This is a genomic window from Thioalkalivibrio sp. ALE22 (genome assembly GCF_000381445.1).
Lineage (GTDB): Bacteria > Pseudomonadota > Gammaproteobacteria > Ectothiorhodospirales > Ectothiorhodospiraceae > Thioalkalivibrio.
Genome location: NZ_KB906502.1, coordinates 113,590 through 135,364 on the forward strand (window position 1 = coordinate 113,590; position 21,775 = coordinate 135,364).

Annotated in this window: 20 protein-coding genes and 1 tRNA gene; 1 reads left to right on the forward strand and 20 read right to left on the reverse strand. The window is 66.4% G+C overall.

The genetic code is table 11. The features are described 5' to 3' along the window. Positions 1–23 precede the first annotated feature (23 nt). The 17 genes from F793_RS0105340 to rlmE form a co-directional block, all read right to left on the reverse strand. The gene (locus F793_RS0105340; protein WP_018867796.1) at positions 24–680 is read right to left on the reverse strand and encodes an NADH-quinone oxidoreductase subunit J; all 657 of its coding nucleotides are present in this window, start codon (positions 678–680) and stop codon (positions 24–26) included. A gap of 15 nt (positions 681–695) precedes the next feature. After that, positions 696–1,184, reverse strand: a complete 489-nt coding sequence (nuoI, locus tag F793_RS0105345) for an NADH-quinone oxidoreductase subunit NuoI (protein ID WP_018141815.1) — start codon at positions 1,182–1,184, stop codon at positions 696–698. Between the two features lie 10 nt (positions 1,185–1,194). After that, entirely contained in the window at positions 1,195–2,259 is a 1,065-nt protein-coding gene (gene nuoH / locus F793_RS0105350; protein ID WP_018867795.1) for an NADH-quinone oxidoreductase subunit NuoH, read from the reverse strand. Positions 2,260–2,271: 12 nt separating this feature from the next. Further along, positions 2,272–4,671 (reverse strand): NADH-quinone oxidoreductase subunit NuoG, encoded by a 2,400-nt coding sequence (nuoG, locus tag F793_RS0105355; protein ID WP_018881794.1) that lies wholly within the window; start codon positions 4,669–4,671, stop codon positions 2,272–2,274. Positions 4,672–4,704: 33 nt separating this feature from the next. Continuing rightward, positions 4,705–5,985 carry an NADH-quinone oxidoreductase subunit NuoF gene (nuoF, locus tag F793_RS0105360; protein WP_018875889.1) on the reverse strand — a complete coding sequence of 427 codons (1,281 nt, stop codon included), beginning with the start codon at positions 5,983–5,985 and terminating at the stop codon, positions 4,705–4,707. A gap of 1 nt (position 5,986) precedes the next feature. Then, on the reverse strand, positions 5,987–6,517 hold the full coding sequence (gene nuoE, locus F793_RS0105365) for an NAD(P)H-dependent oxidoreductase subunit E (RefSeq protein WP_012982125.1): 531 nt from the start codon (positions 6,515–6,517) through the stop codon (positions 5,987–5,989). Continuing rightward, positions 6,517–7,770, reverse strand: coding sequence for an NADH-quinone oxidoreductase subunit D (locus tag F793_RS0105370; protein ID WP_018881795.1), 1,254 nt, complete (start codon positions 7,768–7,770; stop codon positions 6,517–6,519). Before F793_RS0105370 ends, nuoE begins: the two co-directional genes overlap by 1 nt. Further along, positions 7,763–8,482 carry an NADH-quinone oxidoreductase subunit C gene (locus F793_RS0105375; RefSeq protein ID WP_018867791.1) on the reverse strand — a complete coding sequence of 240 codons (720 nt, stop codon included), beginning with the start codon at positions 8,480–8,482 and terminating at the stop codon, positions 7,763–7,765. Before F793_RS0105375 ends, F793_RS0105370 begins: the two co-directional genes overlap by 8 nt. A 17-nt stretch (positions 8,483–8,499) precedes the next feature. Further along, positions 8,500–8,976: an NADH-quinone oxidoreductase subunit B family protein gene (locus tag F793_RS0105380; protein WP_012982122.1), complete on the reverse strand. Its 477-nt coding sequence runs from the start codon at positions 8,974–8,976 to the stop codon at positions 8,500–8,502. After that, complete coding sequence (locus F793_RS0105385; protein ID WP_017941353.1) at positions 8,967–9,323, reverse strand: NADH-quinone oxidoreductase subunit A; 357 nt, start codon at positions 9,321–9,323, stop codon at positions 8,967–8,969. The genes F793_RS0105380 and F793_RS0105385 overlap by 10 nt, the downstream gene beginning before the upstream one ends. Before the next feature lie 265 nt (positions 9,324–9,588). Then, positions 9,589–9,673, reverse strand: a tRNA-Leu gene (locus F793_RS0105390). A 22-nt stretch (positions 9,674–9,695) separates the two neighbouring features. Further along, entirely contained in the window at positions 9,696–10,076 is a 381-nt protein-coding gene (secG, locus tag F793_RS0105395) for a preprotein translocase subunit SecG (protein ID WP_018867790.1), read from the reverse strand. Beyond that, positions 10,073–10,840, reverse strand: coding sequence for a triose-phosphate isomerase (gene tpiA / locus F793_RS0105400; RefSeq protein WP_018867789.1), 768 nt, complete (start codon positions 10,838–10,840; stop codon positions 10,073–10,075). Before tpiA ends, secG begins: the two co-directional genes overlap by 4 nt. A 179-nt stretch (positions 10,841–11,019) precedes the next feature. Further along, the gene (gene glmM, locus F793_RS0105405; protein ID WP_018867788.1) at positions 11,020–12,360 is read right to left on the reverse strand and encodes a phosphoglucosamine mutase; all 1,341 of its coding nucleotides are present in this window, start codon (positions 12,358–12,360) and stop codon (positions 11,020–11,022) included. Further along, entirely contained in the window at positions 12,360–13,253 is an 894-nt protein-coding gene (gene folP, locus F793_RS0105410; protein ID WP_018867787.1) for a dihydropteroate synthase, read from the reverse strand. Before folP ends, glmM begins: the two co-directional genes overlap by 1 nt. Before the next feature lie 79 nt (positions 13,254–13,332). After that, positions 13,333–15,297, reverse strand: a complete 1,965-nt coding sequence (gene ftsH / locus F793_RS0105415; protein ID WP_018875886.1) for an ATP-dependent zinc metalloprotease FtsH — start codon at positions 15,295–15,297, stop codon at positions 13,333–13,335. Positions 15,298–15,339: 42 nt separating this feature from the next. Then, the gene (gene rlmE / locus F793_RS0105420; protein ID WP_018867785.1) at positions 15,340–15,966 is read right to left on the reverse strand and encodes a 23S rRNA (uridine(2552)-2'-O)-methyltransferase RlmE; all 627 of its coding nucleotides are present in this window, start codon (positions 15,964–15,966) and stop codon (positions 15,340–15,342) included. Between the two features lie 68 nt (positions 15,967–16,034). Here rlmE and yhbY point away from each other — a divergent pair, with 68 nt between their 5' ends. Further along, positions 16,035–16,334, forward strand: a complete 300-nt coding sequence (gene yhbY, locus F793_RS0105425) for a ribosome assembly RNA-binding protein YhbY (protein ID WP_018867784.1) — start codon at positions 16,035–16,037, stop codon at positions 16,332–16,334. Between the two features lie 18 nt (positions 16,335–16,352). Here yhbY and greA read toward each other — a convergent pair whose 3' ends face one another. From greA to carA, 3 genes are read right to left on the reverse strand one after another with little or no spacing between them, the layout of a single operon-like run. Next, on the reverse strand, positions 16,353–16,832 hold the full coding sequence (greA, locus tag F793_RS0105430) for a transcription elongation factor GreA (RefSeq protein ID WP_018867783.1): 480 nt from the start codon (positions 16,830–16,832) through the stop codon (positions 16,353–16,355). Next, the gene (carB, locus tag F793_RS0105435; protein ID WP_018881796.1) at positions 16,829–20,062 is read right to left on the reverse strand and encodes a carbamoyl-phosphate synthase large subunit; all 3,234 of its coding nucleotides are present in this window, start codon (positions 20,060–20,062) and stop codon (positions 16,829–16,831) included. Before carB ends, greA begins: the two co-directional genes overlap by 4 nt. Before the next feature lie 49 nt (positions 20,063–20,111). Beyond that, positions 20,112–21,245, reverse strand: a complete 1,134-nt coding sequence (gene carA, locus F793_RS0105440) for a glutamine-hydrolyzing carbamoyl-phosphate synthase small subunit (RefSeq protein WP_018881797.1) — start codon at positions 21,243–21,245, stop codon at positions 20,112–20,114. Positions 21,246–21,775: the final 530 nt, after the last annotated feature.

Sequence of the window (21,775 nt, forward strand, 5' to 3'; positions counted from 1 at the left end):
GATTGGGATTGCACTCGGTTTGCCTACTTGGATTCGTCCTTGCCGCCCGGCGCGTCGGCCCCGGACCCCTGCCCACCCCGGCGCGGGGCCTTCTTCTTCTCCGACGCCATGGTGACCATGCGCACGCGACCCTCGCGGGAGACGGCCATCTGCTTGCCCGGATCGATGGACTTGTTGTCCGGGCGCTTGCGCATGGTCAGCGAGATCGCGGCGATGATCGCGACCAGCAGGATCACCGCGGCAATCTCGAACGGATACACGTATTCGGTGTACAGGATCGCGCCCAGGGCCTCGGTATTGGCGTACTCGGGCCCGGCGCGTTCCGGGACGTCCATGGTGATGTAGCGGGTAATCACCAGCACCAGCACGGTGGCCATGGCCAGCGCGACCACGATGCCCACCGGCAGGTACTCGGTGAAGCCCTCGCGCAGCTTGGCCAGGTTGATGTCCAGCATCATCACCACGAACAGGAACAGCACCATCACCGCGCCGACGTACACCAGCACCAGCACGATACCGAGGAACTCGGCCTCCGCCAGCAACCACAGCGCAGCGGCCGCCACGAAACACAGCACCAGGAACAGCGCGGCATGTACCGGGTTGCGCACACTGATCATGGCCAGCGCGCCGCCCAGCAGGATCGCGCCGAACAGATAGAAAAGGACGAGCTCGAAGGTCATGAGGCGTTCCCTGCGTTACCGGTAGGGGGCATCGACCGCGCGCGCCTGCGCGATCTCTTTTTCGAAGCGATCACCAATGGCCAGGAGCTTGTCCTTGGTCATGATCTGCTCGCCCCGGTTCTCGAAGTGGTACTCGAAGATGTGCGTCTCGACGATGGAATCCACCGGGCAGGCCTCCTCGCAGAAGCCGCAGAAGATGCACTTGAACAGGTCGATGTCATAGCGCGTGGTGCGGCGCGTGCCGTCGGCGCGCTCCTCGGAGTCGATGGTGATCGCCAGCGCCGGGCAGACCGCCTCGCACAGCTTGCAGGCGATGCAGCGCTCTTCCCCATTGGGGTAGCGGCGCAGGGCATGCAGGCCCCGGAATCGCGGCGACATCGGAGTCTTCTCGTCCGGGTACTGCACGGTGAACTTGCGACTCAGCAGGTAGCGCCCGGTCAGGCGCAGCCCCAGCAGCAGCTCGAAGAACAGGAAACTCTTGAAGAAACGGCGCACGGCTTTCATCTCGAACTCCTCACGCGAACCACGGGCCGACGTTGAAGGCGACCAGCACGCCCTCGACGAACAACCAGACGATGGTCACCGGGATCAGGACCTTCCAGCCCAGGCGCATGATCTGGTCATAGCGATAGCGCGGGAAGGTGGCGCGGAACCACAGGAAGGCGAACAGGAAGATCGCGGTCTTGAACAGGAACCAGTGGATCCCGTGATCCAGCAACGAACCGATCACCGGCAGATCGAAGGCGGCCGCCGGCAGGATCCCCTGGAACGGCGACAGCCAGCCGCCGAGGAACAGGATCGCGGTCAGCGCCGAGATCAGGATCATGTTGGCATATTCCGCGAGGAAGAACACCGCGAACGCCATGCCCGAGTATTCCACATGGAAACCCGCGACGATCTCGGACTCGCCTTCCGCGACGTCGAACGGGGCGCGGTTGGTCTCCGCGATCCCGGAGATGAAATACACGAAGAACATCGGCAGCAGCGGGAGCAGGAACCAGTGGTACATGCTCCCCGACTGCGCCTCGATAATCCCGCCCACGTTCAGGGTGCCGGCGGCCATCAGCACCCCGACCAGGGCAAAGCCCATCGCGATCTCGTAGGACACCAGCTGCGCGGCCGAACGCAGCGAACCCAGCAGCGCGTATTTCGAGTTCGAGGCCCAGCCGGCGATGATGATGCCGTACACACCCAGCGAGGTCAGCGCCAGCAGGTACAGGAGTCCGGCATTCACATCCGCCAGCGCCCCGCCCTCGAAGAACGGCACCACCGCCCAGGCGGCCAGGGCCGGGGCGATCGTCAGTACCGGCGCGCTCAGGAACAGAAAGCGGTTGGCGTTGGTCGGGAGGATGACCTCCTTGGTCAGCAGCTTCAGCGCATCCGCGATCGGCTGCAGCCAGCCCCGCGGGCCGACCCGGTTCGGGCCCACCCGCACGTGGGCGTAGCCAATCACCTTGCGCTCGGCAAAGGTGGTGTAGGCCACGGCCAGCATCAGCGGGATCACGATCAGCTGAATGCCGATCAGGATCTGCATCACGGTCGGCAGGCTGTAGAAGAGGTTCATCATCCAGTCGAACATGTCTTAAGTCCCTCAGGCCCGCGCCAGCGCGACCGTGGTGTTCGGCAGGCCGAGGGCCCCCATCGCCGCGGAGCCCGCGAAGGTCACGGCCAGGCCCGGCGGTACCGAATCGTCCAGCAGCAGGGTCAGTTCCGTCTCGGCCTTGCCCTGACGCAGCCGCACGCGACTGCCGTGGGCATGCCCGCCGGCGGAGTCGGGGTGCACCAGCACGCTCTCCGCCAGTTGCCCCTCGGGGCTGGTCTGCAACGGCTCGGCGCGGCGAAGCAGCGGATCGCCGCTGTAGAGAGCGGCCGCCTGCACGCGCAGAAGGCCCTCGCCGCTGCCGGCCTCGGGCAGTTCCACATGCACCTTGTTCAGGTTGACGCCCGTGTCGAAGCTGGCATCGGCCAGCTGCCCCTTCAGCTCGTCCCGCACCGCAGGCGAGTCGAGATAATCGAAGCCGGCCTGCTCCAGCAGGTTGCCCAGCACACGCCACACCTTCCACCCGGGGCGCGCGTCATCCGGCGTGCGCGCGGCGGCGCGGAAGCTCTGCCAGCGACCCTCGGCGTTCACGAAGGTTCCGGAGTGCTCGAAGCTGGTGGCGATCGGCAGCAGAACATCGGCGACCGCCTCGAGGTCCTCGTTCGCGAAACTGGTGAGTGCGACGACCAGCCCGGCCTGTTGCAGGGCCGCGCGGAAGGCGACCGGGTCGGCGCCGTCACGCCCCGGCTCGAGCCCGGCGATCACGAAGGCGTCGCGGCCCTGTTCCAGCATCGCGGCGGCATCGGCGCCGGCAGTCACCAGCTCGCGGCCGGCCGGACCGCGATGCGGCAGTACACCCGCGAGCCACGCGCCCCCGGCATTGGCGCCCTGCGGGAGGTAGCCCAGGCTCGCCCCGGTATGCTTCGTGATCCAGCCGGCCAGGGCCCGCAACGTGGAGAAGGCCGGCCCCTGCATCGCGGCAGCCCCGAGCAGGACGTGACCCTGCTTCGCGTCCAGCAGGGCCCGCGCGGCGCGTTCGAAGGCCTCGCGCGTGGCGGGGTCGTCGGTCTCGGCCGCCTTGACGACCTTTTCCAGCTTCTTCGGCAGCGCCTTGCCGGCCGCGGCGATCTGTCCGGCGACCCCGGCCAGCGCCAGCACCTGGTCGTGGGCGTCACCGACCAGCTGGGCCTGCACCGGATAGGTCAGATCCAGCAGCATGTCGTTGATCAGGCTGACCTGGGCACCGCGCGAGGCGGCCTTGCGCAGGCGGTGCGCAATCAGCGGCTGCTCGCGACGCGGGTTGCTGCCGACCAGCAGGACGCCATCGGCGTTTTCCAGATCGCCGATCGCGGCACCCAGATAGGGGAACAGCGGCGCTGCGGCCTCGTCGCGGAAATCGCGCTGATTCACGCGGTGATCGATATCGGTCACACCCATGCCGCGCAGCACCTTCTGCGCGAGATAGTGCTCCTCCAGCGAGAGCGATGGCGACAACAGGGCGCCGATGCGCTCCGGAGCGACCTCTTTGAGGCCCTCGACCGCATAGCTCAGCGCAGTCTCCCAGGAGACCTCCTGCCACTGGCCATCGACCTTGATGCGCGGACGGGTCAGGCGATCCTCGGCGTACAGGCCCGTGTAGCTGAAACGGTCGCGGTCGGAGATCCAGGTCTCGTTGACGGCCTCGTTCTCGCGCGGGACCACGCGCATCGCGCGGCCGTCATCGGTATGCAAAAACAGGTTGGAGCCGACGGCATCGTGCGGGGCAATGGTGGCGGCCTGGGCATATTCCCAGGCACGCGCGCCATAGCGCGACGGCTTGGCGGTCAGCGCGCCCACCGGGCACAGGTCGATCACGTTGCCCGACAGCTCGTGGGCGACGGTCTTCTCGACATAGGTGCCGATGCGCATGTGCTCGCCGCGCCCGGTCGCCCCCAGCTCGCGCACCCCGGCGATCTCCTCGCCGAAGCGCACACAACGGGTGCAGTGGATGCAGCGGGTCATCTCGGTCTCGATCAGCGGACCGATGTCCTTGTCCTTCACCACGCGCTTGGCTTCGGTGTAGGTGGACACGCTCTCGCCGTAGCCCATGGCCACGTCCTGCAGCTCGCACTCGCCGCCCTGATCGCAGATCGGGCAGTCCAGCGGGTGGTTGATCAGCAGGAACTCCATGGTCCCCTTCTGCGCGCGCAGCGCCAGCGGGGACTGGGTGTACACCTTCATCCCGTCCATCACGGGCGTCGCACAGGCCGGCAGCGGCTTCGGCGCCTTCTCCACCTCCACCAGGCACATGCGGCAGTTGGCCGCCACCGACAGCTTCTTGTGATAGCAGAAGCGCGGGATGCGGATATCGGCATCATCGGCGACGTCGATGAGCATGGCGCCCTTGGGCGCCTCCACCGTACGGCCGTCAATCTCGATGCTGACCAGATCCTGTTTCTGATCCTGACTCATGCTCGATTCCTGATGCGATGGCGCGGTAGAGCGTCAGGCGGCGTCTGCCACCGGGCTCCGGCCGTGCTGGATGTAGTATTCGAATTCGTGGCGGAAGTGCTTGACGAAGCTGCGCACGGGCATGGCCGCGGCGTCGCCCAGGGCGCAGATGGTGTGCCCCTCGATCTTGCTCGCCACGTCGTCCAGGCGTTCCAGGTCCTCGGGGCGACCCTGGCCTTCCACGATGCGGGTCAGCATGCGGTAGAGCCAGCCGGTCCCCTCGCGGCAGGGCGTGCACTGGCCGCAGGACTCGGAGAAGTAGAAACGCGAGATGCGCTGCAGGGCCTTGACCATGTCGGCGGTCTCGTCCATCACGATCACCGCGCCGGAACCCAGCATGGAGCCGGCATGGGCGATGGAGTCGAAGTCCATGTTCGCCTGCAGCATCGCGTCGCCCGGGACCACCGGCACCGAGGAGCCGCCCGGGATCACCGCCTTCAGCTTGCGGCCGTTCAGCACCCCGCCGGCCATCTCGAGGAGATCCTTGAACGGCGTGCCCAGCGGGATCTCGTAGTTGCCCGGCTTGTTCACATGCCCGGAGACGGAGAACAGCTTCTCGCCACCCGACTTGGGCACGCCGAGATCCGCGAACCACTGGCCACCATTCCGAATGATGGACGGGATGGACGCCAGCGACTCGGTGTTGTTGATCGTGGTCGGCTTGCCGTACAGACCGAAGTTGGCCGGGAACGGCGGCTTGAAGCGCGGCTGGCCCTTCTTGCCCTCCAGCGACTCCAGCAGGGCCGTCTCCTCGCCACAGATGTAGGCGCCCGCGCCCAGCGACGGGTGGAGATCGAAGTCGACCCCGGACCCGAAGATATCCTTGCCCAGATAGCCGGCCTCGTAGGCCTCTTTCAGCGCCGCGGTGAAGCGCGTGTTCACCTCGTCCATGAACTCGCCGCGCATGTAGTTGTAGCCCACGGTCGCGCCGATCGCGTAGCCCGCGATGGCCATCCCCTCGATCAGGGCATGCGGGTTGTACATCAGGATCTCGCGATCCTTGCAGGTGCCCGGCTCGGATTCGTCCGAGTTGCACACGATGTACTTCTGCCCGGGGGTATTGCGCGGCATGAACGACCACTTGAGCCCGGTCGGGAACCCGGCACCGCCGCGGCCGCGCAGGTTGGAGGTCTTGACCTCCTCGATCACGTCCTCGGGGGCCATCTTGCCCTTGTAGACCTTCTCCAGCGCCTGGTAGCCGCCGACGCTCTTGTAGGTCTCGAGCGAGGCCGGATCGTCCAGGTAGCGGGTCGCAAAGCAGATCTGGTTGGCCATGCTACTTCTCCAGACCGTCGAGGATCTCGTCGACCTTCTCGGGCGTGAGATTCTCGTAGTAGACGTGATCCACCTGCATCATCGGGGCGCCACAGCAGGCCGCCAGGCACTCCTCTTCCATCTTCAGGTAGAACTTGCCGTCCGGGGTGCTCTCGCCGAGCTTGATGCCGAGACGGTTCTCCAGGTGCTCGATGATCTGCTCCGAGCCGCGCAGCATGCAGGAGATGTTGTTGCACACCATGATCGTGTGCTTGCCGACCGGCTCCAGCTCGTACATCGAATAGAACGAGCCCACCTCGTAGACCGCGATCGCCGGCAGGCCGAGGTACTCGGCGACGGCGTCCATTTTGGCGGTGGAGAGATAGCCATCCTCGTGCTGCACCGCGCGCAGGGCGCCCAGCACCGCAGAGCGCTTCTGGTCTTCGGGATAGCGCGCCAGCCAGGCGTCGATCTCTTCGCGCTCGTGGTCGCTGAGCTCCACCTTCTTGCCGGCGGGCTTGTGGAAGGCGACGGTTTTCTGTTCGGCAGCCATCAGCGGTCGATCTCCCCGAATACGATGTCCTGGGTCCCGATAATGGCGACCACATCGGCCAGCATGTGGCCGCGCGCCATCTCGTCCAGCGCGGACAGGTGCACAAAGCCCGGCGGACGGACCTTCAGGCGATAGGGCTTGTTGGAACCATCCGAGACCAGATACACCCCGAACTCGCCCTTCGGATGCTCCACCGCGGCGTAGGCCTCGCCTTCCGGCAGGCACATGCCCTCGGTGAACAGCTTGAAGTGGTGGATCAGGGCCTCCATGTCGGCCTTCATCTCCTCGCGCTTCGGCGGGGTGATCTTGTGATCCTCCAGCAGCACCGGGCCCGGGTTCTGGCGCAGCCAGTCCACGCACTGACGGATGATGCGGTTGGACTGGCGCATCTCCTCGATGCGCACCAGATAGCGGTCGTAGCAGTCGCCGTTGACGCCCACCGGGATATCGAAATCGAGGCGGTCATAGACCTCGTAGGGCTGCTTCTTGCGCAGGTCCCACTCGATGCCGGAGCCGCGCAGCATCGGGCCGGTGAAGCCCAGCTGCTTGGCGCGGTCGGGATCGACCACGCCGATGCCCACGGTGCGCTGCTTCCAGATCCGGTTGTCAGTCAGCAGGGTCTCGTATTCGTCCACGCAGCCGGGGAAGCGCTCGGTGAAGGCCTCGATGAAGTCCAGCAGCGAGCCCTGGCGGATTTTATTCAGGTCATCCACCACTTCCTGGGATTTCCAGGAGGACGGCTGATACTTGGGCATCGTGCCCGGCAGGTCGCGCGCCACGCCGCCCGGACGGTAATAGGTCGCGTGCATGCGCGCACCCGAGACCGCCTCGTAGCAGTCCATCAGGTCCTCGCGCTCGCGGAAGGCATACAGGAACACCGCCATCGCGCCGATATCCAGCGCATGCGCACCCAGCCACATCAGGTGATTCAGGATGCGGGTGATCTCGTCGAACATTACCCGGATGTACTGCGCCCGCAGCGGGGCCTCGATGCCCAGCAGCCTCTCCATCGCCAGCACGTAGCCGTGCTCGTTGGCCATCATCGACACGTAGTCGAGACGGTCCATGTAGCCGATGGACTGGTTGTAGGGCTTGCTCTCGGCGAGCTTCTCGGTGCCGCGGTGCAGCAGGCCGATATGCGGGTCGGCGCGCTGCACGACCTCGCCGTCCATCTCCAGCACCAGACGCAGCACGCCGTGGGCGGACGGATGCTGCGGCCCGAAGTTCAGGGTGAAGTTGCGAATCTCAGGCATTCTCGGCTCCTTCGCCCGGCTTCTCGCCCTCGCTGTAGCGATGGTCGTCGCGGATCACCTTGGGCACCAGCACGCGGGGCTCGATGGTCACTGGCTGGTACACCACGCGCGCCTGTTCGGCGTCGTAACGCATCTCGACGTGGCCGATCAGCGGGAAGTCCTTGCGGAACGGGTGGCCGACAAAGCCGTAGTCGGTGAGGATGCGGCGCAGGTCCGGGTGCCCGGAGAACAGGATGCCGAACAGATCGAAGGCCTCGCGCTCGAACCAGTTGGCCGAGGCCCAGACCTCCACCAGCGACTCGATCTCGGGAAATTCCTCATCGTCCAGCCAGGCCCGCATGCGGACGCGGCGGTTGTGCGCCACCGACAGGAGGTGGGCCACCACGGTGAAGCGCGGCCCGTCCCAGTTGGAATCTTCCGGCGCGTCATCGAAGGTGAAGCGCCCCGAGGTCGCAGCCTCGACTCCCCGGGAGAAGCCCGTATTGGTGGCGGAATCGGTACCCCACTCGTCCTGGCCGTATTCGAGGTAATCCACCCCGCACAGGTCGATCAGGATCTCGAAACCCAGCGCATCACGAAGCTTCTCGCCCGCCTCGCGCCAGGACCCGGGCGTGATATCGACGGTGATCTCGTCGTTCGCCTCGTGCAGGCTTTCCAGGGCATCGCCCAGTTCCGCCCGCAGGGCGTCGATCCAGTTGTCTTGTTCAGCCATCGGAAACCCCGGGTGCGTCAGCGCGCGATGGTGTTCGTGCGCCGGATCTTGTTCTGCAGCTGGATGATGCCGTAGAGCAGCGCCTCGGCCGTCGGCGGGCAACCCGGCACGTAGACATCCACCGGCACGATGCGGTCGCAGCCGCGCACGACGGCGTAGGAGTAGTGGTAGTACCCGCCCCCGTTGGCACAGGAGCCCATGGAGATCACCCAGCGTGGCTCGGGCATCTGGTCGTAGACCTTGCGCAGGGCCGGGGCCATCTTGTTGACCAGGGTGCCGGCGACGATCATCACGTCCGACTGGCGCGGACTGGGCCGGAAGATAATCCCGAAGCGGTCGAGGTCATAGCGCGCCGCGCCGGCGTGCATCATCTCCACCGCGCAGCACGCCAGGCCGAAGGTCATCGGCCACAGGGAGCCGGTACGGGCCCAGTTGATGAGCTTGTCCGCCGAGGTCGTGACGAAGCCCTTTTCAAGAACGCCTTCTATTCCCATTCCAGCGCCCCCTTCTTCCACTCGTAAATGAAACCGACCACCAGAATGACGAGAAACAGCGCCATCGCAAGAAGCCCGAACAGGCCAATGGTGTCTAGCGACACTGCCCACGGGAACAGGAAGGCGATCTCCAGATCGAAGATGATGAACAGGATCGCCACCAGGTAGAAGCGCACATCAAACTTGAGCCGCGAGTCCTCGAAGGCCTCGAAGCCGCACTCGTAGGGCGAGTTCTTGGCGGCGTCCGGCTTGCGCGGACCCACCGCCATACCGACGATCAGCGGTACGATCCCGATCACGATGCCCACTGCGATGAACAGCAGGATGGGTAGATAACCTTCCAGCATTTCTCTCTCCCGTACGCCGCCTCTGGCGGGCAGGTTCGCGAGGCGTCGCGTGGATCGGGCGCGCCGGCGAGCCGTTCAGCGTTGCTGGTTGAAAGCGCGGGTACGGACCGCCCTCGTGGAGACGAGACAGGACCGCACACCGGGCACGGAGTCTAGGTGATGCCCAAAAACGGTGTCAAGTATTCGTAATTTTATAAGACGCTGATTTTATTGTTATTTGGCCCGGGCACTCAGGAACAGAGAGCAACCCGGGCCATCCAGAATTTGGTGCAGATGGTGGGACTCGAACCCACACGGCTTGCGCCACTACCCCCTCAAGATAGCGTGTCTACCAATTCCACCACATCTGCCGTTTGGTACAGGTACCCGGGATCAGTCGGGCACGTCGGCCGGCCGGCCGGATTGCGGGGTATCGCCCGCGGGCTCCTGCCCCGGGACCACCTCGCGCGGAAGATCCGGCGGACCGTCACCTTCCTCTTCCATGGCCTCCATCTGGTCCAGCAGGCTCTCGGCCTCCGGGCTGGAGGCGGCCAGATAGGCCAGTGTCAGGCTGTTCAGGAAGAACACCACCGCCAGAAACGCGGTCGAACGGCTCAGAAAGTTGGCCGAACCGGCCGCCCCGAACACCGTTGCCGAAGCCCCGCTGCCGAAGGCGGCGCCGGCATCGGCCCCTTTGCCGTGCTGCATCAGGATCAGCGCGATCAGGCCGATCGAGACCGCGACCTGGACAACCAGGAGCAGGCCGTAAATCATGCTGCGACTCGCTCGCCCGCGGCACGGACGATGGCGGTGAACCCGTCGGCATCCAGCGAGGCGCCGCCGATGAGACCGCCGTCGATATCCTCCAGCGCCAGCAGCCCGGATGCATTGTCGGCCTTCATGCTGCCGCCGTAGAGAATGCGCAGCTCCGCGGCGATGCGCGGGTCGCGGCCGGCGACGCGATTACGGATGAAGGCATGCACCTCCTGGGCCTGTTCCGGCGTGGCGGTCAGCCCGGTGCCGATCGCCCAGACCGGCTCGTAGGCCACCACGGCACTGGCGAAGGCCTCGACCCCGGCCGCGCCCAGCACCGCATCCAGCTGCTCGGCCACGACGCTCTCGGTACGGCCACCCTCGCGGTCGTCCTTCTGCTCGCCGACACACAGGATCGGAATCAGGCCGGCCGCCTGGGCCGCAACGAATTTCGCGGCCACCCAGGCACTGTCCTCGTTCTGCCGCTCACGGCGCTCGGAGTGCCCGACGATCACGTAACGGCAGCCGACCTCGGCCAGCATGGCGCCGGCCAGTTCGCCGGTGTAGGCGCCCTTCTCTTGGTCCGAGCAATCCTGGGCACCCACCGCAATGGGGCCGCCCGAGAGGTCGTCGGCGATTTCGGCGAGGTAGACCGCGGGCGGACACACCGCCACGTCCACGCCCCGGATATCGCCCAGGCTGCCCTTCAGGGCGCTCAGGAGCGCGCGGTTCGCGTCCCGCGAACCGTTCATCTTCCAGTTTCCGGCGACCAGCGGCGTGCGCATGCGGATCTTCCTCCTGCGGTCGGACGCACCCCATGGATAGACGGGGTCCGATCATGATGATTAGAGCGGCGGGATGTTACCGGCGCACCGGGAGCAAATCAACCAAGCCGGCACGCGCCACGCCGGCGGCGCCCGGCGCGGGGTGACGCAGGGAGAGCCGCCCGCGGGCGCCGAGGGCGTCAGATCGCCGCGCGGATACTGTCGGCGATGCGCTCAGCGGCCGAGCGGGTCTCGTTCGCGTCCTCGCCCTCGACCATCACCCGCACCAGCGGTTCGGTACCCGAGGGACGCAGCAGCACTCGGCCGCGCTGGCCCAGCTGGCCCTCGACCGCGGCAACCTCCGCGCGTACCGGCTCGGCCTCCAGGCAGCCCGAAGCGGCACCGCTGACGGGCACATTGATCAGGCACTGCGGGAGCTTGGGGATCGCACCGGCCAGCGCCGACAGCGGCTGGCCGGTGCGATGCATCAGGTGGGCGACCTGCAGCGCCGCGACTGTGCCATCACCGGTCGTGGTGTGCTCGAGGCAGACGATGTGGCCCGACCCCTCGCCACCCAGGGTCCAGTCGCGACGCCGGAGCTCCTCCAGCACGTAGCGATCCCCGACCTTCGCGCGCACGAACGGGATGCCGGCGCCATTCAGGGCCTGCTCCAGGCCGAGGTTGGTCATCAGCGTCCCGACCACCCCACCATCGAAGCCCCCGCTCTGCTGCCGCGCCAGCGCCAGGATGCCGAGGATCTGATCGCCGTCCACGACCGTGCCATCGGCATCGGCCAGGATCACGCGGTCACCATCGCCGTCCAGGGCAATCCCGAGGTCCGCCCCGCTGGCGCGCACCTGCGCCGCCACCTTCTCGGGGTACAGGGCGCCCACGCCCTCGTTGATGTTGTAGCCGTCAGGACTCGCGCCAAGGATCTCGACACGGGCGCCCAGCTCCTCGAATACATGCGGGGAGACGTTGTAGGTGGCCCCATGGGCGCAGTCGATCACCACCTTCATGCCGCGCAACTCGGAGCGCGCCGGGATGGCGCTCTTGCAGAACTCCACATAGCGCCCGGCCGCATCGCTGATGCGCACGGCCTTGCCCAGTCGCGCCGCGTCGATCGGCTGCGCCGGCTGATCCAGGCGCGCCTCGATCGCGGCCTCGGTCGCATCCGGCAGCTTGTCGCCCTCGGGCGTGAAGAACTTGAACCCGTTGTCGTGGAACGGGTTGTGCGAGGCACTGATCACGATGCCCGCGGTCGCACGGAAGGTATGGGTCAGGTAGGCGATCGCGGGCGTGGGCATCGGCCCCAGCAGCGCGACATCCAGCCCGGCGGCCGACAGCCCGGCCTCCAGCGCCGACTCGAACATGTAGCCGGACACCCGCGTGTCCTTGCCCACCAGCACCGGGCCCTGGCGCTGGCCGTTCTCGCCCAGCACCTCGCCCACGGCATACCCCAACCGCAGCGCAAACTCCGGCGTCATGGGCCACTCGCCGGTGCGCCCGCGAATCCCGTCCGTCCCGAAATACTTGCCCATCAGTTCCCTCGATTGTCCTGCTCTTCGCCGCCATCCGGCCGCAACTCCGAGTATAGCGCCAGCGCGTCGCGGGTCGCCGAGACGTTGTGCACACGCAGGACACGCGCCCCGGCCTGCGCCGCCAGCATCGCCGCCACGGCACTCCCCGGGTCCCGCTCGGCGACCGGGCGATCCCCCAGCAACTGGCCGATCATCGATTTGCGCGAAACGCCGACCAGCAACGGCAGGCCGGCCCCGGCCAGATGAGGCAGGCCACGAAACAGGGCGACGTTGTGCGCCAGGGTCTTGCCAAAGCCGAACCCCGGGTCTAGCAGGATCTGGCCTCGCGGCACGCCGGCGGCCCGCAATTCGCGCACCCGCTGGTCCAAAAAGGCCGCGATCTCGGTCACCACGTCGTCGTAATGCGGCGCACGCTGCATCGACTGCGGCTCGCCCTGCATATGCATCGCGCAAAGCGCCACGCCATCCTCGCGCGCCGCCTCGACCGCCGCCTCCAGGGCCCCCTCGGCTCGGAAGCCGTTGACGTCGTTGAGCAACCCGGCGCCGGCCGCGACCGCCTCGCGCATCAACGCCGGCTTCATCGTATCCACGGACAGCGGCACACCGATTTCCGCGTGCAGCGCCTCGATCACCGGCAGCACCCGGCGGCGCTCCTCCTCCAGTGGTACCGGCTCCGCGCCGGGACGCGTGGACTCACCCCCCACATCGAGGAGATCCGCCCCCTCCGCGACCATGGCGCGGGCGCGCGCCAGGGCCTCTTCGACCCGGGCATATTGCCCGCCATCGGAGAACGAGTCCGGGGTCACATTGAGGATACCCATGATGCGTGGCCGCCCCAGGTCCAGGCGGCGCGCTCCGCATTGCAGCACGGGTGCATCGGTCGGCACGATCATTCTCCTTTGCTACCAACGAAAAAGGCCGCCAGGAAAGGGCCTGGCGGCCTGGGTTCGACGCGTCGGCGGGGGGGCCCGCTCAGGACTGCGGCGCGGGCCCGCCTACAACACCCTTGTTGTCGTCGTCATCACGACCTTCGGAGCCGTCACCCGAGCCACTGGCGTCGGACTCCTCGCCGGCCTGCGCGGTACCGCCGGGGCCGCCGCCGCTGTCCCAGTCGGCGGGTTCGCGGGGTTCGCGCCCGGCCATGATGTCCTCGATCTGCTTGTCGTCGATGGTCTCGTACTTCACCAGTGCCTGGGCCATCGCATGCAGCTTGTCGATGTTATCCACCAGGATCTGCTTCGCGTGCTGGTAATTCGTGTCGATGATCTGGCGCACCTCGGCGTCGATCTCGCGCGCGGTCTCGTCGGACATCGGCTTGGACTTGCCCATCTGCCCGCCCAGGAAGGGATGCCCCTCTTCCTCGCCGTAGTCCAGCGGGCCCAGCTTGTCCGACAGGCCCCACTTGGTGACCATATTGCGCGCGATCTGGGTGGCACGCTCGATGTCGTTGGAGGCCCCGGTGGTCACCTTGTCGTTGCCGAAGATGATCTCTTCCGCCAGCCGCCCGCCGAACAGGCTCGCCAGCTGGCTTTCCAGACGCGTCTTCGAGTGGCTGTAGCGGTCTTCCTCCGGCAGGAACATGGTCACCCCGAGGGCGCGCCCGCGCGGGATGATGCTGACCTTGTACACCGGGTCATGCTCCGGCACCGTCAGGCCGACGATCGCATGCCCGGCCTCGTGATAGGCGGTCAGCTTCTTCTCGTCCTCGGACATCACCATGGACTTGCGCTCGGCACCCATCATGATCTTGTCCTTGGCGCGCTCGAAGTCGGACATATCCACCAGGCGCTTGTTGGCCCGGGCCGCGAACAACGCCGCCTCGTTGACCAGGTTGGCCAGATCCGCCCCGGAGAAGCCCGGCGTACCGCGGGCAATCAGGTCCGGGCGCACATCCTCCGCGATCGGGGTCTTCTTCATGTGGACCTTGAGGATCTGCTCGCGGCCGCGCACGTCCGGCGGCGGCACCACCACCTGGCGGTCGAAGCGGCCCGGGCGCAGCAGCGCCGGGTCCAGCACGTCCGGGCGGTTGGTCGCGGCGATCACGATGACCCCCTCGGTGCCCTCGAAGCCGTCCATCTCGACCAGCAGCTGGTTCAGCGTCTGCTCGCGCTCGTCGTGGCCACCGCCCATGCCGGCGCCGCGCTGGCGGCCGACCGCATCGATCTCGTCGATGAAGATAATGCAGGGAGCGTGCTTCTTGGCCTCGGAGAACATGTCGCGCACGCGCGAGGCACCCACGCCGACGAACATCTCGACGAAGTCGGAACCGGAGATGCTGAAGAACGGCACCTTGGCCTCGCCGGCGATGGCCTTGGCCAGCAGCGTCTTGCCGGTACCCGGAGAGCCCACCATCAGCACCCCGCGCGGGATCTGGCCGCCGAGTTTCTGGAACTTGGACGGGTCGCGCAGGAAGTCCACCAGTTCGGTGACCTCTTCCTTGGCCTCGTCGCAGCCGGCCACGTCACCGAAGCCGACCTTGACCTGGTCCTCCGACATCAGCTTGGCCTTGGACTTGCCGAAGGACATCGCGCCCTTGCCGCCGGCGCCACCGCCCTGCATCTGGCGCATGAAGTAGATCCACACGGCGATCAGCAGCAGGATCGGGAACCAGCTGATCAGGATGCTCATCAGCAGGGAACGCTCGGCCTCCTCGTGGGCATTGACCTCCACATTGTTCTGCAGCAGGTCGCCGATCAGGCCCGGGTCGTTCGGATTCACCGTGGTGAATCGCTGGCCTTCCAGCGTGGTGCCCTCGATCTTCTCGCCCTTGATGGTCACGTTATCCACGCGACCGCCCTGCACATCGCGGATGAACTCGGAGTAGGTAATGCTCCGCACATCCTGCGTCTGCTGCTGTGGGCCGAAGTTGTTGAAGACAGACATCAGGACGACGGCAATCACCGCCCAGATGATCAGGTTCTTGGCCAGACCGTTCAAAACGACACCTCGAAAAACATCAATCGTCAGTTGCAGGCAGCTTTACACATCCCGGGGCTCGCGTGCCAATACATACACTTCCCGTGACCGAGGCCGCGAGGCCTTCGGTTTGCGCACCTTGACCGAGCGAAACCGGCGGCGCACCTCGGCCAGGTAGGCATCGGAACCTTCGCCCTGAAACAGCTTGACCAGAAAAGCCCCCCGGGGGTTCAGAATCTGGGTGGCCAACTCCAGCGCCAGTTCACACAGATGGATGGAACGCGGCTGATCCACGGCATCCGTACCGGTCAGGTTGGGGGCCATATCGGAAAGCACAAGGTCGGCCGGCTCGTCCCCGAGCGCGCTCAGGATCGCATCCAGCACGGCGTCCTCGCGGAAGTCGCCGGTCACGATCTCCGCACCCGGCACGGGATCCATGGGCAGGATATCGGTCGCGACCAGGACCCCTTTGCGGCCGATCTTCTGCGCGGCGTACTGGGTCCAGCCGCCCGGCGCCGCACCCAGGTCCACCACGCGCATCCCGGGCTTCAGCAGCCGGTCGCGCTCGTCGAGCTCCTGCAGCTTGTAGACCGCGCGCCCGCGGTAGCCCTCCTGCTGGGCCCGCTGGACGTAGGGGTCATCGAAATGTTCCTTCAGCCAGCGCTGGCTGGAGCGGCTACGCTTGGGCATGCCCGATCCTTGCGCCGGCACTCGGCGTGCTACAATTTTGGCTTTCCAACACCGAAAAACGGCCTCCCGTGAATCTGACCGACGCGCAACGCCGCCACCTGCGCAGCCTCGCCCATCCCCGCAAACCCGTCGTGACCATTGGCCGCAACGGGCTGACCGACGCGGTGCTGGCGGAACTGGAACTGGCGCTCACCCACCACGAACTGGTCAAGATCAAGGTGAATATCGGGGACCGCGAGGCCCGCAACGGGGCCGTCGAGGAACTGTGCGAGCGCACCGGCGCCGAGCGGATTCAGCGCATCGGTCATGTCGCCACCCTGTTCCGGCGCAACCCGGAGGACCCGAAGGTCTCGCTGGACCCGGCCTGACAGCCGGATACGGCGGCGTCAGTTGACGTAGCGGACCTCCAGGATCTCGTACTCCGTCTCCCCGCCCGGGGCCTGCACGGTGACCACATCGCCCTCTTCCTTGCCGATCAGCGCCCGCGCGATCGGGGAAGACACCGAGATCATGTTGTTCTTGATGTCGGCCTCGTCCTCGCCCACGATCTTGTAGGTCACCTGGCGCCCGTCCTCGGTCGCCTCCAGCACCACCGTGGTCCCGAACACGACCTTGCCGGTCTGCGGCAGGGCCGTGACGTCGATGATCTGGGCATTGGAGAGCTTCGCCTCCAGCTCGCGGATGCGGCCCTCGATGAAGCTCTGCTGCTCGCGCGCGGCGTGATACTCGGCGTTCTCCTTGAGGTCACCATGCTCGCGCGCCTCGGAGATCGCGTTGACCACGCGCGGGCGGTCCTCGCCCTTCAGCTTCTTCAGCTCTTCCTTCATCTTTTCCGCGCCAGTCACGGTCAAGGGCGTCTTGTTCATGCGCTTTTCCCTCCGAGATTTTCCTGGTGGAGGTCCTGCAGCCGGAAGACGTCGTTCGCCCCCAGATGATCCAGGGCCTGCACGGTGGCCTTGGCCCCGGCAATGGTGGTGGTATAGCCCACCTTGTGCATCAGCGCCTCGCGGCGGATGGTGTAGGAGTCGGAGGTCGACTGCTTGCCCTCCACGGTGTTGATGATGAAGCTGATCTCGTCGTTCTTGATCATGTCCACGATATGCGGACGACCCTCGGTGACCTTGTTCACGCGGGTCACCGCGATCCCGGCCTCCTCCAGCACGTTCGCCGTGCCCCGGGTGGCCAGAACCTCGAAACCCAGCTCGACCAGGCGGCGCGCGACTTCACCCACCAGCGGCTTGTCGATCTCGCGCACGGACACGAAGGCCTTGCCGGTGGACGGCAGCAGCACGCCCGCCCCCAGCTGGCTCTTGGCGAAGGCCTCGGCGAAGCTGCGACCGACCCCCATCACCTCGCCGGTGGACTTCATCTCCGGCCCCAGGATCGGGTCCACGCCCTGGAACTTGGCGAACGGGAACACCGATTCCTTTACCGAGTAGTAATCGGGGTAGACCGCATCGCCCACGCCCTGCTCGGGCAGGGTCTGCCCGGCCATGCAGCGGGCGGCAATCTTGGCCAGCGGCCGGCCGACGCTCTTGGAGACATACGGCACGGTGCGCGAGGCGCGCGGATTGACCTCCAGCACGTAGATATCGTCGCCCTTGATCGCGAACTGGGTGTTCATCAGGCCGACGACCTTGAGCCCCAGCGCCATCTTGCGCACCTGCTCGACCATCTCGTCCTGTAGCGCCATCGACAGCGAGAACGGCGGCAGCGAACAGGCGGAGTCGCCCGAGTGCACGCCGGCCTGCTCAATGTGTTCCATGATCCCGCCGATGATCACGTTCTCGCCATCCGAGATGGCATCGACATCGACCTCGATCGCGTCATCCAGGAAACGATCCAGCAGCACCGGGGCATCGTTGGAGACGGACACCGCGTTCTGCATGTAGCTGCGCAGGTCCTCGCGGTCGCGCACGATCTCCATCGCGCGGCCACCGAGCACGTAGGACGGGCGCACCACCAGTGGGTAGCCGATCTCGTCGGCCAGCTTCTCCGCCTCTTCCTCGCTGCGCGCGGTGCGGTTCGGCGGCTGCTTGAGTCCCAGCTTGTTCAGCAGGGCCTGGAAGCGTTCGCGGTCCTCGGCCAGGTCGATCGAGTCCGGGCTGGTGCCGATAATCGGCACCCCGGCCGCCTCGAGATCCCGCGCCAGCTTCAGCGGGGTCTGCCCGCCGTACTGCACGATCACGCCGGCCGGGTTCTCGGTCGCCACGACCTCCAGCACGTCCTCCAGGGTCAGCGGCTCGAAGTACAGCCGATCCGAGGTGTCATAGTCGGTGGAGACGGTCTCCGGGTTGCAGTTGACCATGATGGTCTCGTAGCCATCCTCGCGCATCGCCAGCGCCGCGTGCACACAGCAGTAGTCGAACTCGATGCCCTGGCCAATACGGTTCGGCCCGCCGCCCAGGACCATGATCTTCTGTTTGTCGGTCGGTTCCGCCTCGTTCTCCTCTTCATAGGAGGAGTACATGTACGCGGTGGTGGTCGCGAACTCGGCCGCGCAGGTATCCACCCGCTTGTACACCGGGCGCACGCCCAGGCCGTGGCGGTGCTTGCGCACGGCCTTTTCCGTCTCGTTGAGGATCGTCGCCAGGCGCAGGTCGGAGAAGCCGCGCTGCTTCAGGCGGTACATCTCCTCGGCCTTGATGTCGCCCAGGATGCGGTCGCGCAGGCCCTTCTCGACGTCCACCAGTTCCTGGATCTGGGCCAGGAACCAGGGGTCGATCGCGGTCAGGTCGAAGATGTCCTGGATCGAGAAGCCGGCGCGGAAGGCGTCGGCCACGTACAGCACCTGCTCCGGGCTGGGGTTGGCGAGCCGGGTGCGCAGCTGATCGACCACGTCGTCGGCATCCAGGTCAATGCGCTCGTCGAGACCGTCCATGCCGGTCTCCATCGAACGCAGCGCCTTCTGGAACGACTCCTGGAAGGTGCGGCCGATGGCCATCGCCTCGCCCACCGCCTTCATCTGCGTGGTCAGCCGCGCCTCGGCCTGCGGGAATTTCTCGAAGGTGAAGCGCGGGATCTTGGTGACCACGTAGTCGATGGACGGCTCGAACGAGGCCGGGGTCAGCCCGCCGGTGATCTCGTTTTTCAGCTCGTCGAGGGTGTAGCCCACCGCCAGCTTGGCCGCGACCTTGGCGATCGGGAAGCCGGTCGCCTTGGAGGCCAGCGCGGAGGAACGCGACACCCGCGGGTTCATCTCGATCACGATCATGCGCCCGTTCTCGGGGTTGATCGCGAACTGCACGTTGGAGCCACCGGTTTCCACGCCGATCTTGCGCAGCACCGCCAGCGAGGCGTCGCGCATGATCTGGTATTCCTTGTCGGTCAGGGTCTGCGCCGGGGCCACAGTGATCGAGTCCCCGGTGTGGATACCCATCGGGTCCAGGTTCTCGATGGAGCAGATGATGATGCAGTTGTCCGCCTTGTCGCGGACCACCTCCATCTCGAACTCCTTCCAGCCAAGCGCCGATTCCTCCAGCAACACCTGGTTTACCGGCGAGAGGTCGAGCCCGTTCTTGACGATGTACTCGAACTCCTCGCGGTTGTAGGCGATACCGCCCCCCGAGCCGCCGAGGGTGAACGACGGGCGGATGATTACCGGGAAGCCGATCTTCGGCTGGATCTCCTGCGCCTCCTCCCAGGAGTGCGCGAGCATCGCGGTCGGGGTGTCCAGACCGATATCGGCCATCGCCGCCTTGAAGTGATCGCGGTCCTCGGCCATGTCGATCGCCGCCTCGTTGGCGCCGATCATCTCCACCCCGAACTTCTCGAGCACGCCTTCCTTCGACAGGTCCAGCGCGCAGTTCAGCGCGGTCTGACCGCCCATGGTCGGCAGCACCGCATCCGGGCGCTCCTTCTCGATGATCTTGGCGACCGTCTCCCACTCCACCGGCTCGATGTAGGTGGCATCCGCCATCTCCGGATCGGTCATGATGGTCGCCGGATTGGAGTTCACCAGGATCACCCGGTAACCCTCCTCGCGCAGGGCCTTGCAGGCCTGGGCGCCGGAGTAGTCGAACTCGCAGGCCTGACCGATCACGATCGGGCCGGCCCCGAGGATCAGGATGCTCTGGATGTCGGTACGCTTGGGCATGTGACGGCTCTCGCAGGCTGTCGATATCGGAAATTCGGGAGGAGGAGCTTTAGCGACGCGCGGCGCGCATCATCTCGACGAAGTCGTCGAACGCCGGGGACACGTCGTGGGGGCCCGGGCTGGCTTCGGGGTGTCCCTGCAGGCTGAAGGCCGGGCAGTCGGTGCGGGCGATCCCCTGCAGCGTGCCGTCGAACAGCGACCGGTAGGTCGGCGTCAGCGTATCGGGCAGGTTGTCCTCGTCGATCGCAAAGCCGTGATTCTGCGACGAGATCATCACCCGCCCGCTTTCCTCGTGGCGGATCGGGTGGTTCGCCCCGTGATGGCCGAACTTCATCTTCACGCTCTTGCCGCCGCTGGCAATGCCCAGCAGTTGGTGCCCGAGGCAGATACCGAACAGCGGCAGCTTGCGCTCGCAGATGTCGCGGATCGCATCGATCGCGTAGGTGCAGGGCTCGGGGTCGCCTGGGCCGTTGGACAGGAACACCCCGTCCGGCTTCAGCTCCATCACCTCGTCCGCCGGGGTCTCGGCCGGCACCACGGTCACGCGGCAGCCCCGGTCCGCCAGCTTGCGCAGGATGTTCTGCTTCATGCCGAAGTCGTAGGCCACCACATGAAATTCGGCCTGCTCCGGGTCCACCCGGGCCGGCTCCTCGCCGAGCTGCCAGGTGCCCTCCAGCCATTCGTAGCGGCTGCGCGTGGTGACTTCTCGCGCCAGGTCCATGCCCTTGATGCCGGGAAACTCGCGCGCGGCGGCCAGGGCCGCTTGCTCGTCCACCTCACCGGCCTGGATGCAGCCGTTCAGCGCGCCCTTCTCGCGCAGAATGCGGGTCAGCTTGCGGGTATCGATCCCGCTGATCGCCACGATGCCGTGACGCAGCAGGTAATCCGGCAAGGATTCGCGCGAGCGCCAGTTGGACACCAGCGGCGGCAGGTCGCGGATGATCAGCCCGGCCGCATGGGCGCGGGCGGATTCGTCGTCCTCCGGGTTGGTGCCGGTGTTGCCGATATGCGGATAGGTCAGCGTGACCATCTGCCGGTGGTAGGAGGGATCCGTCAGGATCTCCTGATAACCGGTCATCGCGGTGTTGAACACCACCTCGCCGACCGTCTGGCCCTGGGCGCCAATCGCCTGACCATGAAACACAGTGCCATCTTCCAGGACGAGCAGAGCGGGCGCGGACACAGGGGACCTCCGGATGGTCTGGGTCGGGGCCGCCAGGCGGTTCGCCGGCGGCGGTACTGCGATCGATTCGGGTCTTTGACCCGGCCTCGCCCGCACCGTTTCAACAGGGACAGGGCCCTGTTCTGGGCAACGGTTCGGTGCTCGCGGGACGGGTACGGATACGTCTTCAAGTGTACGCGAGCGCCGCGCGCGGCGTCCAACGAGATGCCGGCTTGCGGCGTCATCCGCCTCTCCGCTCCAGCCTGGCGATCGTTCATTCTATGCCGTTGGTGGCTGGCCCCCGTTCGTCGCCTGGTGTTTCACCTGCCTTCGGTCCGCCGCCTGCCTGGTTGTGGCTGGTCCTGGTTCATCGTTCGGTTTTTACGGTGCCTCCGGTCCACATACTGCCTGGCGCTGACTCGCCAGCGCGCCGCGAGGTACTTCTTTGCTCGTGCAAAGAAGTACCCAAGAAACACGCCCGACTGCCGCGACCCCGGCCCGCTACGCGGGCCGGGGTTCCCCTCGCTCCGAGGGTTTTCGCGGGCGGCGCT

Excerpts from the sequence above, each read along its gene's own strand:
- rlmE (WP_018867785.1), bottom strand. The coding sequence starts at position 15,966 with ATGCCCAAGCGTAGCCGCTCCAGCCAGCGCTGGCTGAAGGAACATTTC.
- F793_RS0105375 (WP_018867791.1), bottom strand. The coding sequence starts at position 8,482 with ATGGCTGAACAAGACAACTGGATCGACGCCCTGCGGGCGGAACTGGGC.
- glmM (WP_018867788.1), bottom strand. The coding sequence starts at position 12,360 with ATGGGCAAGTATTTCGGGACGGACGGGATTCGCGGGCGCACCGGCGAG.
- nuoF (WP_018875889.1), bottom strand. The coding sequence starts at position 5,985 with ATGGCCAACCAGATCTGCTTTGCGACCCGCTACCTGGACGATCCGGCC.
- F793_RS0105340 (WP_018867796.1), bottom strand. The coding sequence starts at position 680 with ATGACCTTCGAGCTCGTCCTTTTCTATCTGTTCGGCGCGATCCTGCTG.
- nuoI (WP_018141815.1), bottom strand. The coding sequence starts at position 1,184 with ATGAAAGCCGTGCGCCGTTTCTTCAAGAGTTTCCTGTTCTTCGAGCTG.
- carB (WP_018881796.1), bottom strand. The coding sequence starts at position 20,062 with ATGCCCAAGCGTACCGACATCCAGAGCATCCTGATCCTCGGGGCCGGC.
- F793_RS0105370 (WP_018881795.1), bottom strand. The coding sequence starts at position 7,770 with ATGCCTGAGATTCGCAACTTCACCCTGAACTTCGGGCCGCAGCATCCG.
- tpiA (WP_018867789.1), bottom strand. The coding sequence starts at position 10,840 with ATGCGCACGCCGCTGGTCGCCGGAAACTGGAAGATGAACGGTTCGCGG.
- nuoG (WP_018881794.1), bottom strand. The coding sequence starts at position 4,671 with ATGAGTCAGGATCAGAAACAGGATCTGGTCAGCATCGAGATTGACGGC.
- F793_RS0105380 (WP_012982122.1), bottom strand. The coding sequence starts at position 8,976 with ATGGGAATAGAAGGCGTTCTTGAAAAGGGCTTCGTCACGACCTCGGCG.
- folP (WP_018867787.1), bottom strand. The coding sequence starts at position 13,253 with ATGATCGTGCCGACCGATGCACCCGTGCTGCAATGCGGAGCGCGCCGC.
- greA (WP_018867783.1), bottom strand. The coding sequence starts at position 16,832 with ATGAACAAGACGCCCTTGACCGTGACTGGCGCGGAAAAGATGAAGGAA.
- secG (WP_018867790.1), bottom strand. The coding sequence starts at position 10,076 with ATGATTTACGGCCTGCTCCTGGTTGTCCAGGTCGCGGTCTCGATCGGC.
- nuoE (WP_012982125.1), bottom strand. The coding sequence starts at position 6,517 with ATGGCTGCCGAACAGAAAACCGTCGCCTTCCACAAGCCCGCCGGCAAG.
- nuoH (WP_018867795.1), bottom strand. The coding sequence starts at position 2,259 with ATGTTCGACTGGATGATGAACCTCTTCTACAGCCTGCCGACCGTGATG.
- F793_RS0105385 (WP_017941353.1), bottom strand. The coding sequence starts at position 9,323 with ATGCTGGAAGGTTATCTACCCATCCTGCTGTTCATCGCAGTGGGCATC.